This is a genomic window from Methanolobus chelungpuianus, from assembly GCF_024500045.1.
Taxonomy (GTDB): domain Archaea; phylum Halobacteriota; class Methanosarcinia; order Methanosarcinales; family Methanosarcinaceae; genus Methanolobus; species Methanolobus chelungpuianus.
In genome coordinates this window covers 138,920-159,021 of the sequence record NZ_JTEO01000005.1, presented here as the reverse complement: position 1 = coordinate 159,021, position 20,102 = coordinate 138,920, and the positions used below count along the sequence as shown (strand labels likewise).

The following is a 20,102-nucleotide window of genomic DNA, read 5'->3' as shown; positions in this document are numbered from 1 at the left end:
GATGAAAAATGTCTGCGGCTCAAAAAGATGAAACATGGAGGCAGGATAATGGGCAGAAAGATGCCCGGAAGCTGCTCAATGATGTCATGTCCTCCTACTTTAATGGGCATCCCGGTTCTGAACTGGCTGAGACTTCCCGTGAGGTCGCAAAGATATTGGAAGAGATCGAAGCAGATATTGGCTCTGGCCATATCTCTGATGTGGGAGATGTTATAGGGGATAGTTCCGCTGAAGCCCAGCCAGGGACCGAAGCCCGTTCAAAGCTTGCAGTGGTATCCATAGAAGAGGCCCCTGTTCAAGTGGAGCCATCAATTTTCTCGGATGCTTTCAGGGAAGTAGAGTTCCAGTCAGTCGACATTGATCTCTCCGGAAAGGAAGCCGGGTCACTCGTGAACGAGGACGATCATGTATATGCAGCAATAGTGGCTGAGGCTCTGAAGACCGTCCCACATCGACCGGTGGCGACAGTGCTTGGTCCCATCTCTGAAAGACCTGCTGAAAGGCGACTATGCAAGACCGATGACAGCATTGCTCCCGGCAAAGTGCATGTTTCAGATGAGGACACTTGCAGGAATACGGCTTTCAATAAATACGATCCACTGCCCTCTACGGGTTCAACTGCTGTTTCCTTTTATGCACATGGGCCTGCTCTGTCTGAGCCCAAGTCCTCTCTCCCTGCTGATCAGATCATGCTTGCAAAGAAGCATAAAGCAGCCATTCATCAAAAGAAGACAGCAGGAGCTGGAACTCCTGACAATGATTGTCTCAGGGAAGCGCAGGTATCTTCTGCCGAAGAGCTTGCTGCGGGAAATGTGGCTTTTATCTACAACCGCAAGCATATTGACCATGATCCTTCCGTTCTGTCGGTCAGGACGTTTGAAGTTCCTGACAGGATAATAAAGGCGATGTGGTACCTCGAGAAGAGCCACGTGTTTGAAGACAGTCACTGCACATTCCTGGATGATGTGCCCATGGCATCAGAAGAGGATATCCTGAGAGCCCATGAAGAATCCTACATCCGTTTTGTGAGCAACTATGCCTCAAACGGCGGCGGCTTCCTGGGGGATAGCACCTACATCACACCCCGCTCATACGACATTGCAAAACTCTCCGCGGGGGCTGCAATCAAAGCAGGTGACCTGGTGTCGGGCAATAGATATTCCTTCTCCTTTGTGATGACAAGGCCTCCAGGCCATCATGCAAGCAGGAGCAGATATGGCGGGTTCTGCCTTTTCAACAACGCCGCCATCCTTGCGAGATATCTTCAGGCTGTGAAGAAGATCGAGAAGATACTGATACTTGACTGGGATGCGCATGCAGGAGACGGAACCATGGAGATATTCTACGAGGACCCCACTGTGCTTACGGTTTCCCTTCATCGCGACCCGCATGGATTCTATCCCAGGCGGGGTTACACGAAGGAGACGGGGACAGGTGCAGGGAAAGGGTATTCTGTCAATGTTGAGATGCCGCAGGGTGCAGGTGACGAGGAATACATGTTTGCGTTTGATGAGGTTGTAGTGCCACTCATCGAGCGCTTTGCACCGGGGTTCGTGATATGTTCCTGCGGATTTGACGCTCATCACAGGGAAAAGAATGTAGGTTTGAACCTGACATCCGAAGGCTTCCACGGGATGGCTTCCAGGCTCCGGTCCGCTTATCGTGGTGGCATCGTGCTGCTGATGGAGGGAGGATATCACGATTTTAACGGGCAGCTTTGCCACAGTGTCCTGAGTGCCCTTCAGGGCAAGCCAAACCCTGTAACGGACCAGTTGGGTCTCTCAAGCTATAAGCAGGACCAGCAGAAAAGGATATTCGCAGAGACCATGACCAAGGTCGCAGAAGTGAAAAAGGTCATACCGCTGCTCGCGTGAGGTGTTACAATAGTCCGTGTCGGCCTGACCTGCAATAAGAACCATCATCTGCATGATCCCATGCTCAACGGGTATCCGGGTCCCGAGAATCCATCGAGGCTGGACAGGATACTTGACTACCTCTCCCTGAACAGGTATCTGGATGATGGAAGATGCTTTATGTTCATGTCCGAACCTGCTGCCATGGAGGACATACTGAGGGTCCATACGCAGGAGTATGTTGACAGCGTAGTGCAATGCATCAGTCAGTCCCGCAAAAGCCCCGGTAAGGATACTTATCTCTGCGAAGGCTCTTTCGAAGTACTTCTCGAGGCAGCAGGTGCTGTGATCCGTGCAGGGGATGTTGTAGCATGCGGAGCATGTGACCATTCATTTGCTCTGGTGCGTCCACCGGGACATCATGCAGGAGCAACTACTTCCGGAGGATTCTGCATATTCAACAATTCTGCCATCCTTGCCAGATTTCTTAAACACTCTTACGGGACACAGAAGATAGCAATACTGAACATCGACGCACACGCATCCGATGGCACTCACGCCATATTCTCCGGCGACCCGCAGGTGCTGTGCATATCCGTTCATCAGGACCCTTCGAATTTCTATCCTTATAATGGTTTCATCAGGGATATCGGCATCCGTCCGGCGCTCGGTCTTTCCATCAACATGGAGATGCCTCCCAGATCCGGAAATACGGAGTATGCAATACTTTTTGAAGAGATTATTGAGGAGGTGCTTAAGGATTTCAAGCCGGATATCGTCATTCTGGAGTGTGGCTTCGACGCCTACTACAAGGAGCCTCTGTCCCAGCTGGACCTTACAGTGGACGGCTATTATCATATAATCGGTCTTCTTGCCAGCCGGTGGAAAGTCGTCTGCCTGCTGGAGGGAGGCTATCACGAGGATATTGGCATGCTCTCTGCGGTCGTCCTTGACGGGCTTATGGGCAGAAGGACTATCCCGGATGAAGTCGACCAGATAGACCTGCTTGCATCCCGGCATGTCAATACAAGAAGGGAGTTCCATGAAAAACTATCAAGACTGAAGTTTGTACTAAGCCCTTACTGGAATATCGGTAAACCTCGGCTATGCAAGGTGGGCGATGCTATATGATCGAGATCGCAAGAAACTCGGACGGAGTGCATTTCTATCTACTTGAGCATGCCTTCGAGCTGGACAAGCTGGGGATCGGGGAATTCACCTATTTTAAAAAGCACCTGGGCATGTCCGACTATATGGCTAATTTCAGGAGCTGGCTCAAGAGGCCTAATGTATATCTTGTGGTCGCGGTGCTGGAAAAGTCGATCGTTGGCTGGTCCATGAATGAGAGCTGGAGTAAGCCTTCGACTGACGGAAGGCCCGTCTTTGTACTTCGTGCGATAGAGGTCTCTCCCCAACTGGCCAGCAAAGGACTTGGAAGAACTCTGTTCACTCTTATTTCCAGGATACTCCCGGGTCACATTATCACAAAACCCGTTAATGCAAATGCTAAAAACTTCTTCGTTTCCCTGAGTTTCATTCTTCCTGCAAAGAACTGTCCCGTCGGACTTGCAGACCACCCCGGTTATCTTTTGCTGGATGAGGGCTCAAAGTCTGGCCTGTCCCTGGAAAGGATGCATGTGACCCAGGACCGGACAGAGCAGTGCAGAATGAAACTGTTCCCGGGCGAATATCCTGCATCAAAGGGTAGGACCCGGTCTGCCATTGCATCCGATGTCAAGGCAGGGGGCTTGAAAAAGGCATCTGTTGCCCCTGAGAACACAACCGATGGTACTGCAGGTACTGATCACACTATATGTGAAGATCGCAGCAGTAATGAAGTGTCTTTGGTGCCTGATGCCTCTACGCCTGTACGGCTGGACCTCCGGGGAGAGTTCATCGGTAACCAGAAAATGCTGTCTTCCTGCGAGTGCGGCGAGAACATGGCAGGCAAGTTCTTGCAGGGCGGGCCTAAACCCGGAACTGCTTTCATCTGCTCATCCTGTGGCAGGGAGCGCTATTTCCTTCCAGTGAGAAAAGCTGCCTGATCTAGCCGGCTGGCTGTCCGCAGTCATAGTCCTGGCAAAGTCTGCTCTTTAAATTATTTTTATATTATTTTGCATATAGAAGGTTATTAATATGCGTATGACTATATCTAGTTTAATTATAATTATTATAATATATTATATTCTACTGATTAAGTCTCATGGTGTGGTCTGATGGCTCAAGAGCAGGGCATAGCAAAAGTGGATCTGACATATATTTTCAAGGCTGTGATGATGGGTAATTCCCTGTATTCGGATAACTGGGAAAAAGGTGTACTTTACCTGACCAATCTCAATCTGTGGTTCTCGGAGGGCGGTGGCTGGTCAACGATACCCCTTCAGAATATTACCATGATCGGCAGGGAAGTTACGGACTCTATCAAAATGAAGGCCCAAAGGGCCATAGGTACTTCCCATGTGCTTATTATCGACTATGTACAGGCGTCCAGCGTGATACAAGGTGCGACAACGCCGGCCGTGGCGCTACTTGCAGGTAACGAGGCTGTGATAAACACCCTGAAAACATACCTGCAGCCTATATGCGGGACACCCACAAAGAAACAGTCACTTTCCGATATTGATAAGAAATTACTGTATATGCTGTATACAGGTGTCAACGACCTGCAAAAACTTGCCTTTTTCACCGGGGCTGACAGCCAGACCCTGGCAGACAGTTTCAAGAGCCTCAGGGACCAGAAACTGTGCGACAATTCAGGAACCCTTACGGAAGAAGGCAAGAAACAGATAATGGAGATGATGTAAGGTGTATCGCTCTGTAACATTTCCTGCTGCGGAGGTGGCTTTATGAGTGACATGCCTCCCGGTCTGCCACCATTTATGACCGCTTCACCCGGCGGAGTGCCTTCGATGAACGATGGCAGCTTTGCACAATCCATGGGTGCCTTTGGCGCACTGCTCAAGATACAGCAGAATATCAGCGAGAGATTCCCGAGGGCAAAGGTCCCCTGGAGTGAGACCCGCAAATTCCTCAAAGCCTTCACAATAGATGCCATAAAGGCTACAGCTCTCTATAACTTCCATGTGAGGCTGTTCTCCGAAGCAGGCCTGGGGGCCATGCAGCTTATCTCCTACGCTCCGATGAATTACGTTTTTGCAGTTCCCAATAATCCGGTATGCAACTGTTATCCTGCCCTGAACAATCAGAAAGTATGTGTTGCCACCACAGATGCCCTGCACAGGTTCTTTACTGAGGAGCTTGAACTTGAATGCTCGGTGGAGGAGATCGAGTGTATCAAGAACGGTAACCATGTCTGCAGGTTCAAGGTGTCCCTGCAGCCCATATCCGCTTACCAGGTCTTGCTGGACGAGCATGACAGGATGATACTTTCGGGTATAAGGCCCCCGGTAAATGAGAACGAACTTGTGGAAAGGGTCAGGGCCCTGACGATATACAAGCTGCTGGACAGCGGAAGGCTTTCCGAGATCGGTAATGCCTACATGCAGTTCGCAGCGAATATGAAAAAACAGGAGAAGATCTTCGACCCGCCATGGAAAACCCGGGAAGAACTGGCATCCATAGCATCCTCCCATAATACCTTTGGGTCAGCTTTCGGTGCAATGGCCCAAAAGGTCCAGGCCACAACTCCTGTGCCCCCGCAGCCTGCCAGCCAGGCTGCATCGCAGCAGAACGTGAAGATACAGGAAGAAGCCAGGAAAGCAGACAGTTTTGCCGAACTGATGGCTAAGATGAAAAAAGGTTAGAAGAGGTTAGAGAATGTCCGGCTCCAAAAGGAAACTCATGGATGATTGTCTATCTGGCTTTATCGGCCAGATGGTCCGCGTTATCACGCGATCATCGCATTACAGAGGGGAATGCGCAGGGATGGATACAGAGACCAGTAACATACTGCTGAAAAAGGTCGTCAGGAAGAATGATGTGGGCTGGGTGGACATAAGCGACCACATGCTTATAATGGGTGCTTCTATCGAAGCCATTTATGTCGAGAAGAGCTTCCCCTTCGACGGTAATGAATCCCTTATCCTCTCTGTGGAAATGGGGGAACTGAAGGCTATCGAGCCTGAGACTCTTGATGTGGAGGCATGTGAATGAGCAGAGAGAGAAGGATCCCAACCGGGATTGCAGGCCTTGACAGGGTCATCGAGGGCGGGGTCAGGGATAACACCACACTGCTCGTGGTCGGTTCAAGCGGTACCGGTAAATCCACTTTTGCAATGCAGTACCTGAACTATGGCCTGGAGCATGGTGAGAACGGTTTATACATAAGCATGGAAGAACCGCCTGAACAGATACTGCGGGAAGCCAAGATGCTTGGCTTCAATCTTGACAGGTATTACGAAAAAGAGCTGTTCTTCTTCCATTCCAAGGGTAAGGATTTTGTTAAACTGGTGGATGAGCAGTTGCCGGCTCTTGTGGAAATGAACAAGAACTTCTCGGTGAAGACCCGCGTGGTGATCGATCCGCTGACACCCCTTACATGGGCTATCCAGGATAAGCAGGAACAGCGCGAGATAATCACCAAGCTGTTCTATACGCTCAAGCAGCTGGGCCCTGTGCTGATAACAACCGAAGAGCATGCGGCTCCCGGTGAGACCATCGGTGAGGATGTGCTTATACCTATCTACATGTCAGACGGCGCGGTCCACCTGACCTACCGTCCCATAGGAGGCGCCTTCAACAGGGCGCTGGAGATCGTTAAGATGCGTGCGACAAGGCATGGTGAGGAAGTCTATCCCTACATTTTCGTGCGCGGTATAGGGGTCGTTGTGCGCACCACCCCGCTGGTATCTGCAGAGGATATGCGCAAGTATGATGACCTGTTCAATAAGGCCATCAGGACCGCTGCGGACCTTGGCGCCAGTGAGATTGTGCTGGAACGCCTTGCGTATGTCAGGGAGAACTGGTCATACCCATTCTCTCCCAAGGAGACCCTGCAGATATTCTTCGAATCCCAGGGGCTCACTGATGCTCTTACCAGGGATGAGATCGCCCGCAGGAAAGAGGAAAGCATACCTTCCGATATTCAGCTCGACCTGAGGGAACTGTCATCCAGGGCTTCTGAGCCCGATATTAGCGCAGACCTGAAAGGCGAGGATGAAGGCCTAATAGAGATAGACAGTCTCCGTGACCTGGAAGAAATGGTCCGGTAGTATTACAGATGTGGTAAACTTGGCGGTTAAAAAGACAAAGGATGATCTGGAAGACGTATCCCTCCTGAAGTTTGCCTTGGTCTCGCAGCTTAAAAGGACATACGAGTCCAGTGATGTTGACGTACTGCTGTTTGCAGGCGCTGATGGCAGGATATATGCCTCCTACATCCCGGAAAGCATAGGCCCCAAGATATTCGAGCTGACAAATCTCATAAGCAACAACCTCCTGCACGTAAGCCAGCAGCTTGCCATGGGGCTGAAACAGTCAGTGATAGAATACGATTTCGGCACTGTGATCTTCTCCTCTGTGGGGAGAGGTGCGTTACTCATATCCCTTTTCACCGGCAAGGCCGACCTTTCGGATGACATGCATAAGATACAGGTTGCACGTGAGGTCATACAGCATGTATTCGAGCAGCGTCCTATGACTGCCGACCAGCTGTCTAATTATTCTGATGAGGTGGCCTCTGAGTTGCGCATACTTGCCAAGGTAGTGTTCAATGAGATGTACACCCAGTCTTCAGAATACAAGAAGAACATGGAGATACTTGCCGACATCAAGGAAAAGATCACCGGTGTCATGGGCAGGGGCGAAGTGGAGCCTGCGCTTGCCATGGCTTTCAATGAGATCGCATCATCCCCTAAGTGGATGACGGAGGATCTGTGGCCATTACTGGTGGAAATGATAATCAGGGACCAGATACGTCCTCTGCATGGGGACTATGTTGCTGATATGTGCGAGGCCGAGTGGATACCCGATATAAGGCGCAAACTGGAGTCGTTCGTATAATGCGGTGGTGCCATAATGAGCAGTGAAATAGTTGCCGGAACACAAGCGGAAGAGAATCACTCCCATGAGCGTGGGTCTGACAGTTACGATAATACTTCTCCGGAATGTCCGGATCAGGGACGGGAATTCCATGGGATATGCTCCGAAGAGCCCGATGATCCCTGCAATAAACAGGATATGGAAGCACCTTCAAAAGTCCCCTGTTATGAGGAGCTGGAGGCAAGGCTCGGATTCTTCGAAAGAAGGTTCGAAGAACTGCAGGCTAAGGTTAATGAGGGGCTCAGTGAACATGAAGGTTCTCTCTCTCAGATCCATGATGAGATGTCCCGGATGTCCGGCCAGGAAGAGTTCAGGCAGCTTAGAAGGGATTTCGATATTTTCTCCAAACGGCTCCGAAGGATCGTAAGGGCGGAGGACTCGCTCAGTGCAGAGACCCTTGATGCTGCAAAGGTCCCGCCTGATGTACTTGAGATCACCTATGCAAAGACTCTGAACGACCTTTATGCGTCCATGCTGAACATATTCGGTGACAGGGAATCCTCCCAGATCGTGGAGGATACCAGGGACAAGGTCCGCCAGTTCAGCGCAGGAGTGGACTTCTTCAGGTTCGAGAACGGCGTGTTCCTGGTAAAAGGGCTCTCAGACGCGGTATCTTCCAAGCTGGTTTCCATTAAGCAGATCCATGCAACCTATATCGAGCTTTTCAAGATCCTCTCCCAGGCAGTGCCCAATTACAGCTCTCAGGACTTCAGGTCCTTCGTCGAGACAGGAAGCAGGGAATACACAGTCCAGAAAGTTGTCTCCCATGAAAGGTCCATTGAAAGGATATCCTCGCAGCTGTCCGGTCTGGCTGAGGAGCTCACGAACCTGACAGAGAATATGCAGTTCATGGCAGAGCTCCAGAACAACCAGCTGGAGGATGCAAAGTTATACTCCAAGGGCATTGAAGGGATACAGGATCAGATAAAGAGCATCGCAAAGGCAGTGAACCTGCACACGAAAGCACTCAGGAAACTGGGCAAGGACATTGAGGAAACCCGCAGCCAGGCACTTACAGCTCCTGGCGCTCCCATGCAGGCTCCTTTGCAGGACATGGCTTTAATTGCGGAGAGCCTGTCTTTAAAAGCTAACCGGGACGAAATGATGCTAATTTCCGAAGCAATTGGCTCTTTCCGGGAAGAGGTCAACGAGACCCTTGCAAATATGCAGCAACAGATACAGCGATCATCAGAGGATGCGGAAAAGGCCCGGCTCGCCCATGCAGATATCCTGAAGGTACGTGAAGACTTGGAGCAACTCCGATCTGCACCGACTGATGGAACTAACAGGGTACAGGATTGTCCTCCGGATACTGTTCAGGATGCTGTTGAGGGGATATATGCTGATGCTTTCTCACCGGGACATATTGAGCAGGTGATCATTGAAGAGCTGAGTGGTGGCCCTGTGACCCTGAAGCAGCTGGAGGGCCAGATAGGCTCCATGTGCGCTCCCATAGGTGCCGATGAGCTCTCAGCTATTGTGGACCGGATGGAACAGTCACAACTGCTGGTGTCTTTCAAGAAGGGGAGATATACCTATTTCACCTTGAGAGAGCTGGCCAACGTGTGAAAGAACGGTACGGGAAAATGTGTGTAAAGGGGATCAGCGTATTGCACAGGGCCGGTACTGTGTCGTACGGTCTGCTGGAGTCCGAGGAAGCCCTTGAAGGCCTCAGGATAGAGGTAGGCCAGTCAGGAGCGCCGGGTTTCAATTATTTCCATAACAATTTTGGTATGCCTTATGACTTCCTGATGAGGTCTTCTGTCTCCTCAGGTCACCCGCTTTTCGTTTCCTTTGATACGTGCGGCCGGATGCTTGGGTTTGCAAGATTCGAGAAGGTATCTGATAATCTTGAAAAAATTCACAGGGGGAAAAAGAGTCTTGTCAGGCACTCTGTTCATCTGTTGCGCAGCATTGAGGTGCATCCTTCGTTCAGGAACATGGGTGTGGGCAGGCTGCTCTTTGCCATTGCTGCCGGACATTTATATTCAAATGTGGTAACAAAACCTGATAACCCAGGAGCTGCCCGTTTCTTCAGGCAGAGGCTCATGTTTGACACTATATGCGATACTGACTGTACAGTGTCACTTCGCTACAGGGACCATCTGATACTGCCATATCCGAAAGCCAGGCTTCTTCTGAGGCAGCTTGCCGGGAACTATCCGCGTATGGTCATGCCCGAGCTGATAGATTCCTATGAGTCCCTCAGGTTCAGATCAAATATGGGTAAGTCCATCCCAAGGGATGACATCGTTACTTTTGAGCGATACCTGACCACTTCAAGACACCTGCTGGACAGGAAACTTTCAGAAGAGATAGAGCAATTTCTGGAAACTCTGTGTGCATGAACTATCCAGGGGTCACTTTTTCAGGATCTCGATCCCTTCCGGACCTATCACAAAAGGATGCCTGCCCGGTATAAAGTCACTGCCGCGCATCTTAATGACTTCCAGATGTCTCTCAAGCCCGTGGAGAGTTGTGTTCCTTTCAAGGGACAGGATAGTGTCCACCATATATGACCATGGGCTAACAGTAATGGACCCGTGTGGTATTTCTCCTGTGACCATTAGCAATATGCCCCGGTCTTCAAATTCCTGGAACAGGTTGTGCACGAAAGCCCTTAACTCACATCCCCTGAACTCTCTTTCCTCGAAAGTGCTGCCTATTGCTTCCAGGGTTGTGACCGTGTCTATCACCACTCTTGTGGGAGAAGTGCTCAGCACCTGCTCGGTGATATATTCAAAAACGGAGAAGTCCCCTTTGGCAATGATATCCGTGTTGATGGAGTGTATGGCCAGCATTCCGGAAGCAAGTACCTCCTGATCGAAAAAGCCCAGCTGGCGCGTGGTCAGGATTATCTTTTCCCTGGATCCTGACAGGAGTGATATGTAGGCGCATCTCTCTCCTACTTTAGATGCATTGAAAAGTGACTGAAGGCAGAGATTAGTCTTACCTGAGCCTGCGGACCCTGCAATAAGGATGTTTGAAGGCAGGATGAATCCTCCGCAGAGGATATCGTCAAGTCCTTTTACGAAAGCTGAACTTCGCATCTTTTCTCCAGGTGTTTTACGTTGCACTTATTTATATATTTATCGCGAATATTGGACCTGCAATTAACAGGATAAAGGAATTGCCTGCGCCTTTCTGTTGCTCAATTAATCAAACTTATATATTATCACAACTATTAAATTTCTACATAGTAGTATAAGCACAATAAACGATGATGACCATGCCTGACCTGTACAATGAAACCAGTCTTATAGAGGCTCTGGAGGACTTAAATAGGCGCCTGTCTTCTCTGGAGATGCGCCTGTCCAGGATCGAAACATATTCCCCCTCTCAGATAGATGACAAGATGGCTGTTTTTCTGACAGTCCCGGACTCTATCCGTAAATCACTGTTTGCTGTCTCTAATCTCAAGTCCTGCACAGCAGATGACGTAAGCGTTGTTACCGGCAGGCACAGGTCCATTGAGAACAAGTACCTCAATGAGCTTTACAGGGGCGGATGGCTGGAAAGGGAAAGGAAGGGTAAAAAGATATACTACTCCATGAAGAGAAGGGACGAGACTGCAAGGGATGACCAGTGGTCTGTGGTTGAGGAAGTGGAGAACAAGCTTGACCAGCTGCTGGGGTGAGATAAATGATGCTGAGTTTTCATTCATACAAGGGAGGCACGGGAAAAACCACCTTTGTTGGAAATCTGGGTGCCCTGTTGTCGGCACGCGGGGAAAAGGTATGCATAGTTGATACAGACGTTAACGGCCCAGGTATGCACTCACTCTTCAACATCAGGTATGACATGACACTTGTTGATTTCCTGCAGGGGACATGCAGGCCATCTGATGTGGTTTACAGGTACGGCAACAAGGATCTTTATATAGTACCTTCGAAGGCATGTGAGGAAGATATTGTCACGATGTTCGATACGCCCGGGGAGGCAAGGGGGAAGATACTTGAGCTTATAAATACCCTCCAACGTGAATTCTCCATCGATCACTTCCTTTTCGATTGCAGCCCCGGAATTAACAGGTCAAGCCTGCTGGCTATGAACATTGCCGACAGGGCTACCATTATCTCGACCATTGATGTGCAGGATATCAGGGGGACCTACATTCTTTCCAGTATGGCGGAAAAGCTTGGGACCAGGACCTACCTGCTTTTCAACAGAACTCCTGCCGACAAGCAGAAGGAGATAGATGAAGTGGTAAAGGATTTCAGCAAAAAGCTTGGCATCAGGCTCCTGGGATCAATGACTTATGATAATTCGGTAGCGCGTGCCTGGTCACGTAAGCTCGTAATGGAGGATGAACCGGACTGTGCCTATTGTGCGCAGTTGAAGTCAATTGCAGAAAAACTGATATGATTATCCCGCGTGATTCAACGGTCGCGGTCAAAGGTCATCGTATGTTGAGATCCCTCAGTTTATTGTTTGCAATCCTGTCCAGTTCTTTCTGTTCTTCAGGCGTCAGTCTGAATATCTCTCTTATTTTCTCCATGTCTGTACCCACCGGCTTTGCTGCCGCCTGCCTCTCACCAAAGAGATCATAAACGGATAATGTATGGCCGTCCGGTCCCACCTGCCGGATCGTGCTCCCTTCTATCCTGAACCTGTTATCAAACAGGTGGCGTGTGTCGATGCCGTACTCTTCATCCAGGTGCGGATTACGGGAGACTGCCAGCATAGTTGAATGCCTCCCGCTGCACTTGTCAGCAAGGATGCCGATGAACTTACATAAAGGTCTTCCGTCAACAGTAAATGCCATCTCGTCAAGGCCGTGGACCACGATAATATACTGCTGTTCGGCAAGCAGTTTTCCCAGCCTGATCAGGGTGGCTGTGAAATCCCTTGAGACGGGGAACATTGCGGGAGCTGTCTGCAGGCCATATGTGAGCTGTTCTGTCTGTTCACTCCAGTACATGCAGATCACGGGCAAAGCAAAAGCTGTCCCAATGCCGTTAATGATGTCTGTCAGTGGTTTAGGGCACAGTGCAGGCTCTTGGTGAAAGAAAATTGAGCTCTTTCCTTCAAGCATTCTCAGAAAATCAGTTGATACCTGAACAGACATGATTTCGCTCGTTTTTTTAGGCCGCAGTTGAAGTAGCTTTTACACTATTATGAAAGGTATAATTGTGTATTAATATGATGGTGTAATTTTATTTTTAGATGTTCTATTACTCTACTTGATGTCCATCGTAAACTTTTCCTTCTTTATTTTCAGATTTCAAGAGCTTGGTGCTGTGAACCCGAAAAGATTAAAGCCTATCGCAACAGATGTAAATTGAGGTGCTTTAGTATGTCAAAGTTCCAGAAAAGAGGTTATGAACGTAAGGGTGAAAAGAAATACGAAGAATTCGATGAAAAACTGCTTCAGGAAAACCTCAACGACCTCGTAAAAGAAGGTGGTGAAATCACAGATTGAACATACAAATGCACATTGAGGTATTGAATGGTTATATTTCGAACAGGGAATTAGAAGTTCCGCAAGGAACCACTTATGAAAAGATCCTTGAAACACTCGGTCTCAATCAGGAGACCGTTCTCATTTTAAACAATGGGCAGGCCGTTCCTGTTGATGGGACGGCCATGTCCGGCAACCTGACCATAATATGCATCGCATCACAGGGATAATGTTTCTGGTGATGAGCAGTGAAGTCCCTTTAAAGCTGATAGGAGCACAGCTATCTTAAAAAGCAATATAGGAAAAATTGAGAACTCTTATTTTGCATGTATGGTTTTCATCCCCTCCTGCAGCCAGGGGCCGTCAGGAAAGGGGACTCCACCTGTTCGACAGATATACCTTATTACCGTAAAAAGTGGGATACATCACGCCTTACGTGTGATGTTCTTGAGTTTAGTAATGGCATCCATCGTTGTTTTTGTATCTTCTATTATCTTGCGCTCATAGTGCTTGATAATATCTTCCACAGGTGCGGAAAGTCTGTAGATCTTTGTAGGCCTGCCTTTTCCAACAGCCTTCTTGTTGTGGATGTCGATCCAGCTTCTTTCGCGCATCTGCCTCATGGCGACGCTTACTTCCGGCTGCCGAAGTCCGGTGCTCATCTCTATTTCCTGTGAGGAGGCTTCCTGCACATTTGAGAGATAGGTAAGCGTTGTGGCAACGTTCCTAGACATTCCCAGACTCTTTAAAGCTTCAATGAACCTGTAGTCTGTGTCATCCAGTATTTTGACTTCATATTCTTTCATAATAACCCCTGATTTAATTGTGCTCACTAAGAGCTCTAATACCTAGTATGCAATTATTATATTTAAAGTTATATATGGTCATAATTAAAGTGGGGAAAAATTAATAATTTCTAGTAAACTTCACACAGTCCTTGGCTAGTAAAGCAATTTTATTATGTAGCTCTGTTATGGATGAAAAGTACTCGCTGTTGTTACCACCAAATATATCCGTTCTTATCTTCCTGCCTACGATGTCATCGTGTCCCGGCTGGAGCCTGAAGACCAGAGAACCCGGGAACATATGTTTCCTGTGCGTAAAACCGTCAGCGTCCCCATCAGTTATTCCTATGATAGGTATTCCCAGCCGGTACAATATATCCCCGGCGATCTCTGTGGTATCATCGCCTATGGTAACAGCTACCTGTGCACCTGCTGCCAGCTCAAAGGACCGTTCGGCCTCATGGTCGATGATGGCAGCCCTTACGCTGGCCGAAGGAGCCATGCCTCCGTTACCGGCGCCTTTCCCGGTCAATCTTTCCGAAGAGCCCTTTTTACTGTAAAGGCGTGCAGAAAAATTGTTTCCCCTGAGGGGTCCGCTCTTTATCCAGCATTTGGTGATGTCAACGGGAGTCCGCTCTTCATAGTTATGGAGCTTTTCCAGGCCGTGCTCTTTGATCGTGGCCCCATTTATCTCCGTGACGAACCCGTCCTCCGTGACTATGCTCACATCAGCTGAAAGGGCATAGGCAACAACGATCCCGTTGATGAGTATATTCTCTCCTGGATGCACACCGAACACCCTTCTGATTATGCGGTGCCCCTGATCCTCTATGCTGACAGGTGTGACAATTTCCGGTACCCTTGACAGGCCTATTCCCAGTATCCGGGAGAGCTCTGCTGCAAAACTGACCGATAATACGTTCCACGGGATGACCTCCCCGTCTCCGGATGAGGGCCTCTCTACGTGGACAAGTGGCTTAAGGTCACGATCCCTTAGGTTCGAGACAACCATATTGGCGAAAATGCGCCCGTTATCTATGGTCTTGCCATGGTTCAGCAGAACGACTGCATCCTTTGTCAGGAAGAATTCCTCTATACATGCGCTGGGCCTGAGTGACATCCTTATGTCTATCAGTTCCTCAAGATGGGCATCAAGCACGGCAGTCTTGCCTATGGTGCCTGCCATGACCGCGCTGAAAGTGCCGAATCCTTCGAGCAGCTTTATGATTCTCAGCGCCATGCCCGAATCCACGATATCCGGGCCATGCACAACGATGCCTATATCCATATTGCTTACCATAATCCGGCTGTGTATCCGGTTGTAGATATAATGGTTCCGATATGTCTTATATGGTAATCTATTAGTCTGATGAAAGCCACAATCTGCTCATGAAAAATGTCCGGCTGACATGGCTTGGTCACTCATGTTTCGAAGTGCGTTCAAAGTATACGCTGCTGATTGACCCTTTTCTTGACAGCAATCCTGCTGCAGCAGTCAGATCCACGGAGGTGGAGCCTGACTTCATCGCCGTTACCCACGGGCATTTCGATCACCTTGGCGATACTGTCAAGATCGCACAACGGACCGGTTGCACTGTGATCTGCATACATGAGCTCTCACAATATCTCAAATCCAGGGGCGTCCGGACAGAAGGAATGAACATTGGCGGCACGATAAGCCAGGGGGATGTCAATATCACAATGACCGACGCCTGCCACTCGTCATCTATCGACGAATCAGGACATACATTTGACGGTGGAAGGGCTGCAGGTTTCATTATCCGCGTGGGGGATATCTGCATCTATCATGCCGGTGACACAGGACTGTTCAGGGATATGCAGCTTATAGGCGAGCTCTATAAGCCCGATGTTGCAATAGTTCCTATTGGGGGCCGGTACACCATGGATGCCCGTGATGCTGCACTTGCTGTGGACATGTTGCGCCCCAAGATTGCAATTCCCATGCATTATAACACATATGATCGCATATCACAGGATCCCCATATTTTTGAGTCACATGTAAAAAAGACATCTGGCGCAGATGTGATTATCCTGGGTGCAGGAGGCTATATTGACCTCAGGGCTAATGAATGCCCGTCTTGACTGCATTTTTTGTCTTTCTGATGGTTAGGTTTATATTTCTGTATGTCGAAGATAGTTAAGGCAAAAGTCGATTACATTTATAAAATACATATCCCCTCTAGTTCTCGTCATAAGACTTTTGCCTTTCTCTAGTCTCATTTACAGCTATTGCGTGCTGACATTGCTGGGAGCTGAGTTTTTATTATATTTAACATACCTAAAAAAAGAGATGTGGACAGCGGCTGGTCCACACATTTGACCGGATATGGTAATAATTCCCGGGCCTACTCTATCCTTCGCTACTCCCCAAAGCAGTTCTCCAGATGTTTTTGCGGGATTGGTTTTGTAAGCAGGCTCACGACAATAGCTGTCAGGAATGCAAGAGGTGTGGCGACTATTATAGGGTCCACCACTGTCCATGTGCCGCTTAGCAGTGTGGCCTTGCCGAAAATGGCCTGGCTGAGCCCGAAGGGTACCGCTTCTTTGGCATGTACGAACAGCAGCCAGAACAGGCTGCTGAAAGCTCCCACAAGCATGCTTGCAATGGCGCCTTCCTTTGTCATGCGCTTCCAGAACAATGCTCCCACATACATCGGCAGGAAGGATGCAGCACACAGGCCGAAGAATATGGCGGTTGCGGTTGCTATGATACTAATGGGCAGGATGTAGGCAAGCACCACGCTGACGAGGATAGTAACAGCTATTGCTATTCTGGTGATATTGATGGTCTGGCCAAGCTCTCCCTTCTTCAGGAACTCACGATAGAAATCATGGCCTATGGCAGTGCCCATGGTATGGAACTGTGAGCTCATCGTGGACATGGCGGCAGCCAGCAGGGTAAGCATGAACAGGACTACGAAGAGGTCCGGCATGGCGCTATTGATGTAATGGGGTATGATGAGGTCTGTATTTCCTCCAGCAGCCGCTACTGATATTACGCCGAGTTTCTCGAAGAAGTATACATTTGAGAGCGCCCCAACAGTGAAAGCAACGCCTGTCATCATCAGGATGAACGGCCCTCCCACCAGCACTGCACGATTCAGTGCCCTGTCGTTACTTACTGTCATGAACCTGACGGCAAGCTGCGGCTGGGCCAGCACACCGATGCCTACACCAAGAACAAGTGTTGACACAAGGTTCCACCAGATTGGCGAGCTGAACACAGGCATGGCCGTCCAGCCAAGATGTCCTCCTGCCTGCAGGCTCTCAGGTACGAGATGTGCCATATTGGTGAGCGCCTGGTGGGCTTCCACAACGCCTCCCAGTTTAGCATAGGTGAAAGCTAGAAGTAACGCCATTCCCAGGAACATCAGGGCACCCTGCAGGGCGTCAGTGTACATCACGGCAATAAGGCCGCCTGTAATAACATACGCAGCGACTATGACCGTAAGGATAAGAACAGCAACGTCATAGTTGATATTGAGGGTGGTCTCAACGAACCTTGCTCCACCGATAAGCACGATGCCTGCATAAAGGGGCATGAAAAGACCAATCAGAGCTCCTGCGAATCCCTGTATGAAGCGTGACTGGTACCTTCTGCCGAGCAGCTCGGGGAACGTAACGGCGCCCAGTTTCAATCCGATACGCCGGGTCCTTTTGCCGAAGATGACAAAGGCCAGGAAGATGCCTACCAGAATGTTCATCAAAGCAAGCCACAGAAGGCCCATGCCAAGTGCGCCGGCAGCTCCGCCAAACCCCACTATGGCCGATGTGCTGATGAAGGTGGCTCCGTAGGAGATCGCCAGCACATAAGGGTTCATCTTCCTGCCAGCAACCATGTAATCTTCTGTCATCTGCGTTTTTTTGTAGCCAAGCCATCCCAGGTAGAAGATCACCATCATATATATAAGAACAACAATACCGAGTACCGGCGTGCTGACAGTCATCAGCATTCCTCCTCTTCTTCTCCATCATTCCATTTCAGAGCGCCGTAGATAATGCATCCTACAGCACTCAGGAAACAAAGAACATAGGCAAGCCATATTTGCGGGTCATCGATTCCAAGCATTTTTATCACCTGCATTTTTACAAAAGTATAACAATTACCGTGACAAATGTTAGCACACTTCACTATTTAAACCTATCTAAATTATTCCTTTAGACCCGTATGAAACTCACGAATGCTGCAAAACCGAAGCCTTAAAGCCTGTGGTTGCGCCAATCCACAATAAAAAAGGAAGGAACTACTGGCGGGAACTGCCAGTATCGGCTGGATGATCAGACTGATAGTTCAAAAAGACTTCCTGTTTGGATTCTTCCCTGTCTTTTTGCTGAAACAGCGTTCAAGGTGCTCCTGTGGGACCGGCTTTGTAAGGAGGCTCACGACAACAGCAGTCAGGAAAGCCAGCGGTGTGGCAACGATTATGGGGTCAATGATCGTCCATGTCCCGCTCAACAGTGTGGCCTTGCCGAAAATGGCTTGGCTGAGTCCGAAGGGTACCGCTTCCTTGGCGTGTACGAACAGCAGCCAGAACAGGCTGCCGAAAGCTCCCACAAGCATGCTTGCAATGGCACCTTCCCTTGTCATGCGCTTCCAGAACAATGCTCCCACATACATCGGCAGGAAGGATGCAGCACAGAGGCCGAAGAATATGGCTGTTGCGGTTGCTATGATGCTTATGGGCAGGGTGTAGGCAAGCACCACGCTGATAAGGATGGTTACTGCAATGGCAAGCCTGGTGATATTGATGGTCTGGCCAAGCTCTCCCTTCTTCAGGAACTCCCGGTAGAAATCGTGGCCGATGGCAGTGCCCATGGTATGGAACTGGGCGCTCAGGGTGGACATGGCGGCAGCCAGCAGGGTGAGCATGAACAGGACTACGAAGAGGTCCGGCATGGCGCTATTGATGTAATGGGGTATGATGAGGTCTGTATTTCCTCCAGCAGCCGCTACTGATATTACGCCGAGTTTCTCGAAGAAGTATACATTTGAGAGCGCCCCAACAGTGAAGGCAACTCCTGTCATCATCAGGATGAACGGCCCTCCCACCAGCACTGCACGATTCAGTGCCCTGTCGTTACTTACTGTCATGAACCTGACGGCAAGCTGCGGCTGGGCCAGCACACCAATACCTACACCCAATATCAGTGTGGATACGAGATTCCACCATATCGATGACCCAAACTCGGGCATGGCCGTCCAGCCCAGGTGTCCTCCCGCCTGCAGGCTCTCAGGTACGAGGTGGGCCATATTGGTGAGCGCCTGGTGGGCTTCCACAACGCCTCCCAGTTTAGCATAGGTGAAAGCGAGAAGTAGTGCCATTCCCAAGAACATCAGGGCGCCCTGCAGGGCATCGGTGTACATCACGGCAATGATACCGCCTGTGATGACATAGGCAGCAACTATGATTGTGAGTATCAGAACGGCAACATCGTAGTTGATACTGAGGGTGGTCTCAACGAACCTTGCTCCCCCGATAAGCACGATGCCTGCATAAAGTGGCATGAAAAGGCCAATAAGGGCGCCTGCGAAACCCTGTATGAAGCGGGACTGGAATCTCCTGCCGAGCAGCTCGGGGAACGTAACGGCGCCCAGTTTCAACCCGATACGGCGGGTCCTTTTGCCGAACACGACAAAGGCCAGGAACACTCCGACGAAGATGGTCATGAACGCGAGCCACAGAAGTCCCATTCCGAGTGCACCCGCGGCTCCGCCGAATCCTACGATGGCCGATGTGCTGATGAAGGTGGCTCCGTAGGAGATCGCCAGGATATAGGGATTCATCTTCCTGCCTGCGATCATGTAATCTTCTGTCATTTGCGTTTTCTTGTAGCCAAGCCATCCCAGATAGAAAATGAGCATCATGTAAATAAGGACTACAATGCCGAGGGCTGATGTACTGACAGCCATCAGCACACCTCCTCTTCTTCTCCCTCATTCCACTTCAGAGCACCGTAGACCATGCAGCCCAGTGCACTTAAGAAACAGAGGATATAAGCAAGCCATATTTGCGGATCATCGATTCCAAGCATTTTTTTCTC

Annotated in this window: 23 protein-coding genes; 15 read left to right on the top strand and 8 right to left on the bottom strand. The window is 49.6% G+C overall.

Features of this window, described 5'->3' with window-relative positions; translation table 11 throughout:
* Positions 1 to 8 precede the first annotated feature (8 nt).
* From PV02_RS09805 to PV02_RS09760, 10 genes are all read left to right on the top strand, one after another.
* Complete coding sequence (locus PV02_RS09805) at positions 9 to 1,874, top strand: histone deacetylase family protein (RefSeq protein WP_256623229.1); 1,866 nt, start codon at positions 9 to 11, stop codon at positions 1,872 to 1,874.
* Between the two features lie 60 nt (positions 1,875 to 1,934).
* On the top strand, positions 1,935 to 2,984 hold the full coding sequence (locus PV02_RS09800) for a histone deacetylase (RefSeq protein WP_256623228.1): 1,050 nt from the start codon (positions 1,935 to 1,937) through the stop codon (positions 2,982 to 2,984).
* Positions 2,981 to 3,898, top strand: coding sequence for a GNAT family N-acetyltransferase (locus PV02_RS09795; protein WP_256623227.1), 918 nt, complete (start codon positions 2,981 to 2,983; stop codon positions 3,896 to 3,898). The genes PV02_RS09800 and PV02_RS09795 overlap by 4 nt, the downstream gene beginning before the upstream one ends.
* Before the next feature lie 171 nt (positions 3,899 to 4,069).
* Positions 4,070 to 4,657 carry a hypothetical protein gene (locus PV02_RS09790; RefSeq protein ID WP_256623226.1) on the top strand — a complete coding sequence of 196 codons (588 nt, stop codon included), beginning with the start codon at positions 4,070 to 4,072 and terminating at the stop codon, positions 4,655 to 4,657.
* Between the two features lie 42 nt (positions 4,658 to 4,699).
* Positions 4,700 to 5,617 (top strand): V4R domain-containing protein, encoded by a 918-nt coding sequence (locus PV02_RS09785; protein WP_256623225.1) that lies wholly within the window; start codon positions 4,700 to 4,702, stop codon positions 5,615 to 5,617.
* Between the two features lie 13 nt (positions 5,618 to 5,630).
* Positions 5,631 to 5,966, top strand: coding sequence for a hypothetical protein (locus PV02_RS09780; protein WP_256623224.1), 336 nt, complete (start codon positions 5,631 to 5,633; stop codon positions 5,964 to 5,966).
* Positions 5,963 to 7,024, top strand: a complete 1,062-nt coding sequence (locus PV02_RS09775) for an RAD55 family ATPase (protein ID WP_256623223.1) — start codon at positions 5,963 to 5,965, stop codon at positions 7,022 to 7,024. Before PV02_RS09780 ends, PV02_RS09775 begins: the two co-directional genes overlap by 4 nt.
* Before the next feature lie 19 nt (positions 7,025 to 7,043).
* A complete protein-coding gene (locus tag PV02_RS09770; RefSeq protein ID WP_256623222.1) occupies positions 7,044 to 7,814 on the top strand; it encodes a roadblock/LC7 domain-containing protein in 771 nt (256 codons plus the stop codon).
* A gap of 15 nt (positions 7,815 to 7,829) precedes the next feature.
* Positions 7,830 to 9,422: a coiled-coil domain-containing protein gene (locus tag PV02_RS09765; RefSeq protein WP_256623221.1), complete on the top strand. Its 1,593-nt coding sequence runs from the start codon at positions 7,830 to 7,832 to the stop codon at positions 9,420 to 9,422.
* A complete protein-coding gene (locus tag PV02_RS09760) occupies positions 9,419 to 10,201 on the top strand; it encodes a GNAT family N-acetyltransferase (protein ID WP_256623220.1) in 783 nt (260 codons plus the stop codon). The genes PV02_RS09765 and PV02_RS09760 overlap by 4 nt, the downstream gene beginning before the upstream one ends.
* A 12-nt stretch (positions 10,202 to 10,213) precedes the next feature.
* On the opposite strand, the gene PV02_RS09755 is transcribed toward PV02_RS09760, so the two are convergent.
* Positions 10,214 to 10,903, bottom strand: a complete 690-nt coding sequence (locus PV02_RS09755) for an RAD55 family ATPase (RefSeq protein WP_256623219.1) — start codon at positions 10,901 to 10,903, stop codon at positions 10,214 to 10,216.
* Positions 10,904 to 11,073: 170 nt separating this feature from the next.
* On the opposite strand from PV02_RS09755, the gene PV02_RS09750 reads away from it, so the two are divergent.
* Positions 11,074 to 11,490, top strand: coding sequence for a hypothetical protein (locus PV02_RS09750; RefSeq protein ID WP_256623218.1), 417 nt, complete (start codon positions 11,074 to 11,076; stop codon positions 11,488 to 11,490).
* 5 nt (positions 11,491 to 11,495) lie between these two features.
* Entirely contained in the window at positions 11,496 to 12,218 is a 723-nt protein-coding gene (locus PV02_RS09745; protein ID WP_256623217.1) for a MinD/ParA family ATP-binding protein, read from the top strand.
* Positions 12,219 to 12,252: 34 nt separating this feature from the next.
* Here the strand turns inward: PV02_RS09745 and PV02_RS09740 are convergent, their stop codons facing one another.
* Positions 12,253 to 12,921, bottom strand: a complete 669-nt coding sequence (locus PV02_RS09740; RefSeq protein WP_256623216.1) for a hypothetical protein — start codon at positions 12,919 to 12,921, stop codon at positions 12,253 to 12,255.
* A 228-nt stretch (positions 12,922 to 13,149) separates the two neighbouring features.
* Between PV02_RS09740 and PV02_RS09735 the strand changes: the two genes are divergently transcribed.
* On the top strand, positions 13,150 to 13,275 hold the full coding sequence (locus tag PV02_RS09735) for a hypothetical protein (RefSeq protein ID WP_256623215.1): 126 nt from the start codon (positions 13,150 to 13,152) through the stop codon (positions 13,273 to 13,275).
* The gene (locus tag PV02_RS09730; RefSeq protein ID WP_256623214.1) at positions 13,272 to 13,484 is read left to right on the top strand and encodes a hypothetical protein; all 213 of its coding nucleotides are present in this window, start codon (positions 13,272 to 13,274) and stop codon (positions 13,482 to 13,484) included. The genes PV02_RS09735 and PV02_RS09730 overlap by 4 nt, the downstream gene beginning before the upstream one ends.
* A 195-nt stretch (positions 13,485 to 13,679) precedes the next feature.
* Here the strand turns inward: PV02_RS09730 and mreA are convergent, their stop codons facing one another.
* Both mreA and PV02_RS09720 read right to left on the bottom strand, forming a co-directional pair.
* Positions 13,680 to 14,060: an MreA family transcriptional regulator gene (mreA, locus tag PV02_RS09725; protein ID WP_256623213.1), complete on the bottom strand. Its 381-nt coding sequence runs from the start codon at positions 14,058 to 14,060 to the stop codon at positions 13,680 to 13,682.
* Positions 14,061 to 14,160: 100 nt separating this feature from the next.
* The gene (locus PV02_RS09720) at positions 14,161 to 15,339 is read right to left on the bottom strand and encodes a DUF2117 family protein (RefSeq protein WP_256623212.1); all 1,179 of its coding nucleotides are present in this window, start codon (positions 15,337 to 15,339) and stop codon (positions 14,161 to 14,163) included.
* An 89-nt stretch (positions 15,340 to 15,428) separates the two neighbouring features.
* Between PV02_RS09720 and PV02_RS09715 the strand changes: the two genes are divergently transcribed.
* On the top strand, positions 15,429 to 16,142 hold the full coding sequence (locus PV02_RS09715) for a metal-dependent hydrolase (protein WP_256623211.1): 714 nt from the start codon (positions 15,429 to 15,431) through the stop codon (positions 16,140 to 16,142).
* Between the two features lie 278 nt (positions 16,143 to 16,420).
* Here the strand turns inward: PV02_RS09715 and PV02_RS09710 are convergent, their stop codons facing one another.
* From PV02_RS09710 to PV02_RS09695, 4 genes are all read right to left on the bottom strand, one after another.
* Complete coding sequence (locus PV02_RS09710; RefSeq protein ID WP_256623210.1) at positions 16,421 to 18,007, bottom strand: sodium:solute symporter family protein; 1,587 nt, start codon at positions 18,005 to 18,007, stop codon at positions 16,421 to 16,423.
* Positions 18,007 to 18,129 (bottom strand): symporter small accessory protein, encoded by a 123-nt coding sequence (locus tag PV02_RS09705; protein ID WP_256623209.1) that lies wholly within the window; start codon positions 18,127 to 18,129, stop codon positions 18,007 to 18,009. Before PV02_RS09705 ends, PV02_RS09710 begins: the two co-directional genes overlap by 1 nt.
* Positions 18,130 to 18,351: 222 nt before the next feature.
* Positions 18,352 to 19,971 (bottom strand): sodium:solute symporter family protein, encoded by a 1,620-nt coding sequence (locus tag PV02_RS09700; protein ID WP_256623208.1) that lies wholly within the window; start codon positions 19,969 to 19,971, stop codon positions 18,352 to 18,354.
* Positions 19,971 to 20,093 carry a symporter small accessory protein gene (locus PV02_RS09695; protein WP_256623207.1) on the bottom strand — a complete coding sequence of 41 codons (123 nt, stop codon included), beginning with the start codon at positions 20,091 to 20,093 and terminating at the stop codon, positions 19,971 to 19,973. The genes PV02_RS09700 and PV02_RS09695 overlap by 1 nt, the downstream gene beginning before the upstream one ends.
* Positions 20,094 to 20,102: the final 9 nt, after the last annotated feature.

What these genes read in the sequence shown, in the direction of transcription:
- PV02_RS09755 (WP_256623219.1), bottom strand. Translation starts at nt 10,903, where the DNA reads ATGCGAAGTTCAGCTTTCGTAAAAGGACTTGACGATATCCTCTGCGGA.
- PV02_RS09800 (WP_256623228.1), top strand. Translation starts at nt 1,935, where the DNA reads ATGCTCAACGGGTATCCGGGTCCCGAGAATCCATCGAGGCTGGACAGG.
- PV02_RS09795 (WP_256623227.1), top strand. Translation starts at nt 2,981, where the DNA reads ATGATCGAGATCGCAAGAAACTCGGACGGAGTGCATTTCTATCTACTT.
- PV02_RS09715 (WP_256623211.1), top strand. Translation starts at nt 15,429, where the DNA reads ATGAAAAATGTCCGGCTGACATGGCTTGGTCACTCATGTTTCGAAGTG.
- PV02_RS09695 (WP_256623207.1), bottom strand. Translation starts at nt 20,093, where the DNA reads ATGCTTGGAATCGATGATCCGCAAATATGGCTTGCTTATATCCTCTGT.
- PV02_RS09750 (WP_256623218.1), top strand. Translation starts at nt 11,074, where the DNA reads ATGATGACCATGCCTGACCTGTACAATGAAACCAGTCTTATAGAGGCT.
- PV02_RS09740 (WP_256623216.1), bottom strand. Translation starts at nt 12,921, where the DNA reads ATGTCTGTTCAGGTATCAACTGATTTTCTGAGAATGCTTGAAGGAAAG.
- mreA (WP_256623213.1), bottom strand. Translation starts at nt 14,060, where the DNA reads ATGAAAGAATATGAAGTCAAAATACTGGATGACACAGACTACAGGTTC.
- PV02_RS09700 (WP_256623208.1), bottom strand. Translation starts at nt 19,971, where the DNA reads ATGGCTGTCAGTACATCAGCCCTCGGCATTGTAGTCCTTATTTACATG.
- PV02_RS09745 (WP_256623217.1), top strand. Translation starts at nt 11,496, where the DNA reads ATGATGCTGAGTTTTCATTCATACAAGGGAGGCACGGGAAAAACCACC.
- PV02_RS09705 (WP_256623209.1), bottom strand. Translation starts at nt 18,129, where the DNA reads ATGCTTGGAATCGATGACCCGCAAATATGGCTTGCCTATGTTCTTTGT.
- PV02_RS09805 (WP_256623229.1), top strand. Translation starts at nt 9, where the DNA reads ATGTCTGCGGCTCAAAAAGATGAAACATGGAGGCAGGATAATGGGCAG.
- PV02_RS09765 (WP_256623221.1), top strand. Translation starts at nt 7,830, where the DNA reads ATGAGCAGTGAAATAGTTGCCGGAACACAAGCGGAAGAGAATCACTCC.
- PV02_RS09790 (WP_256623226.1), top strand. Translation starts at nt 4,070, where the DNA reads ATGGCTCAAGAGCAGGGCATAGCAAAAGTGGATCTGACATATATTTTC.
- PV02_RS09720 (WP_256623212.1), bottom strand. Translation starts at nt 15,339, where the DNA reads ATGGTAAGCAATATGGATATAGGCATCGTTGTGCATGGCCCGGATATC.
- PV02_RS09735 (WP_256623215.1), top strand. Translation starts at nt 13,150, where the DNA reads ATGTCAAAGTTCCAGAAAAGAGGTTATGAACGTAAGGGTGAAAAGAAA.
- PV02_RS09780 (WP_256623224.1), top strand. Translation starts at nt 5,631, where the DNA reads ATGTCCGGCTCCAAAAGGAAACTCATGGATGATTGTCTATCTGGCTTT.
- PV02_RS09775 (WP_256623223.1), top strand. Translation starts at nt 5,963, where the DNA reads ATGAGCAGAGAGAGAAGGATCCCAACCGGGATTGCAGGCCTTGACAGG.
- PV02_RS09785 (WP_256623225.1), top strand. Translation starts at nt 4,700, where the DNA reads ATGAGTGACATGCCTCCCGGTCTGCCACCATTTATGACCGCTTCACCC.
- PV02_RS09710 (WP_256623210.1), bottom strand. Translation starts at nt 18,007, where the DNA reads ATGACTGTCAGCACGCCGGTACTCGGTATTGTTGTTCTTATATATATG.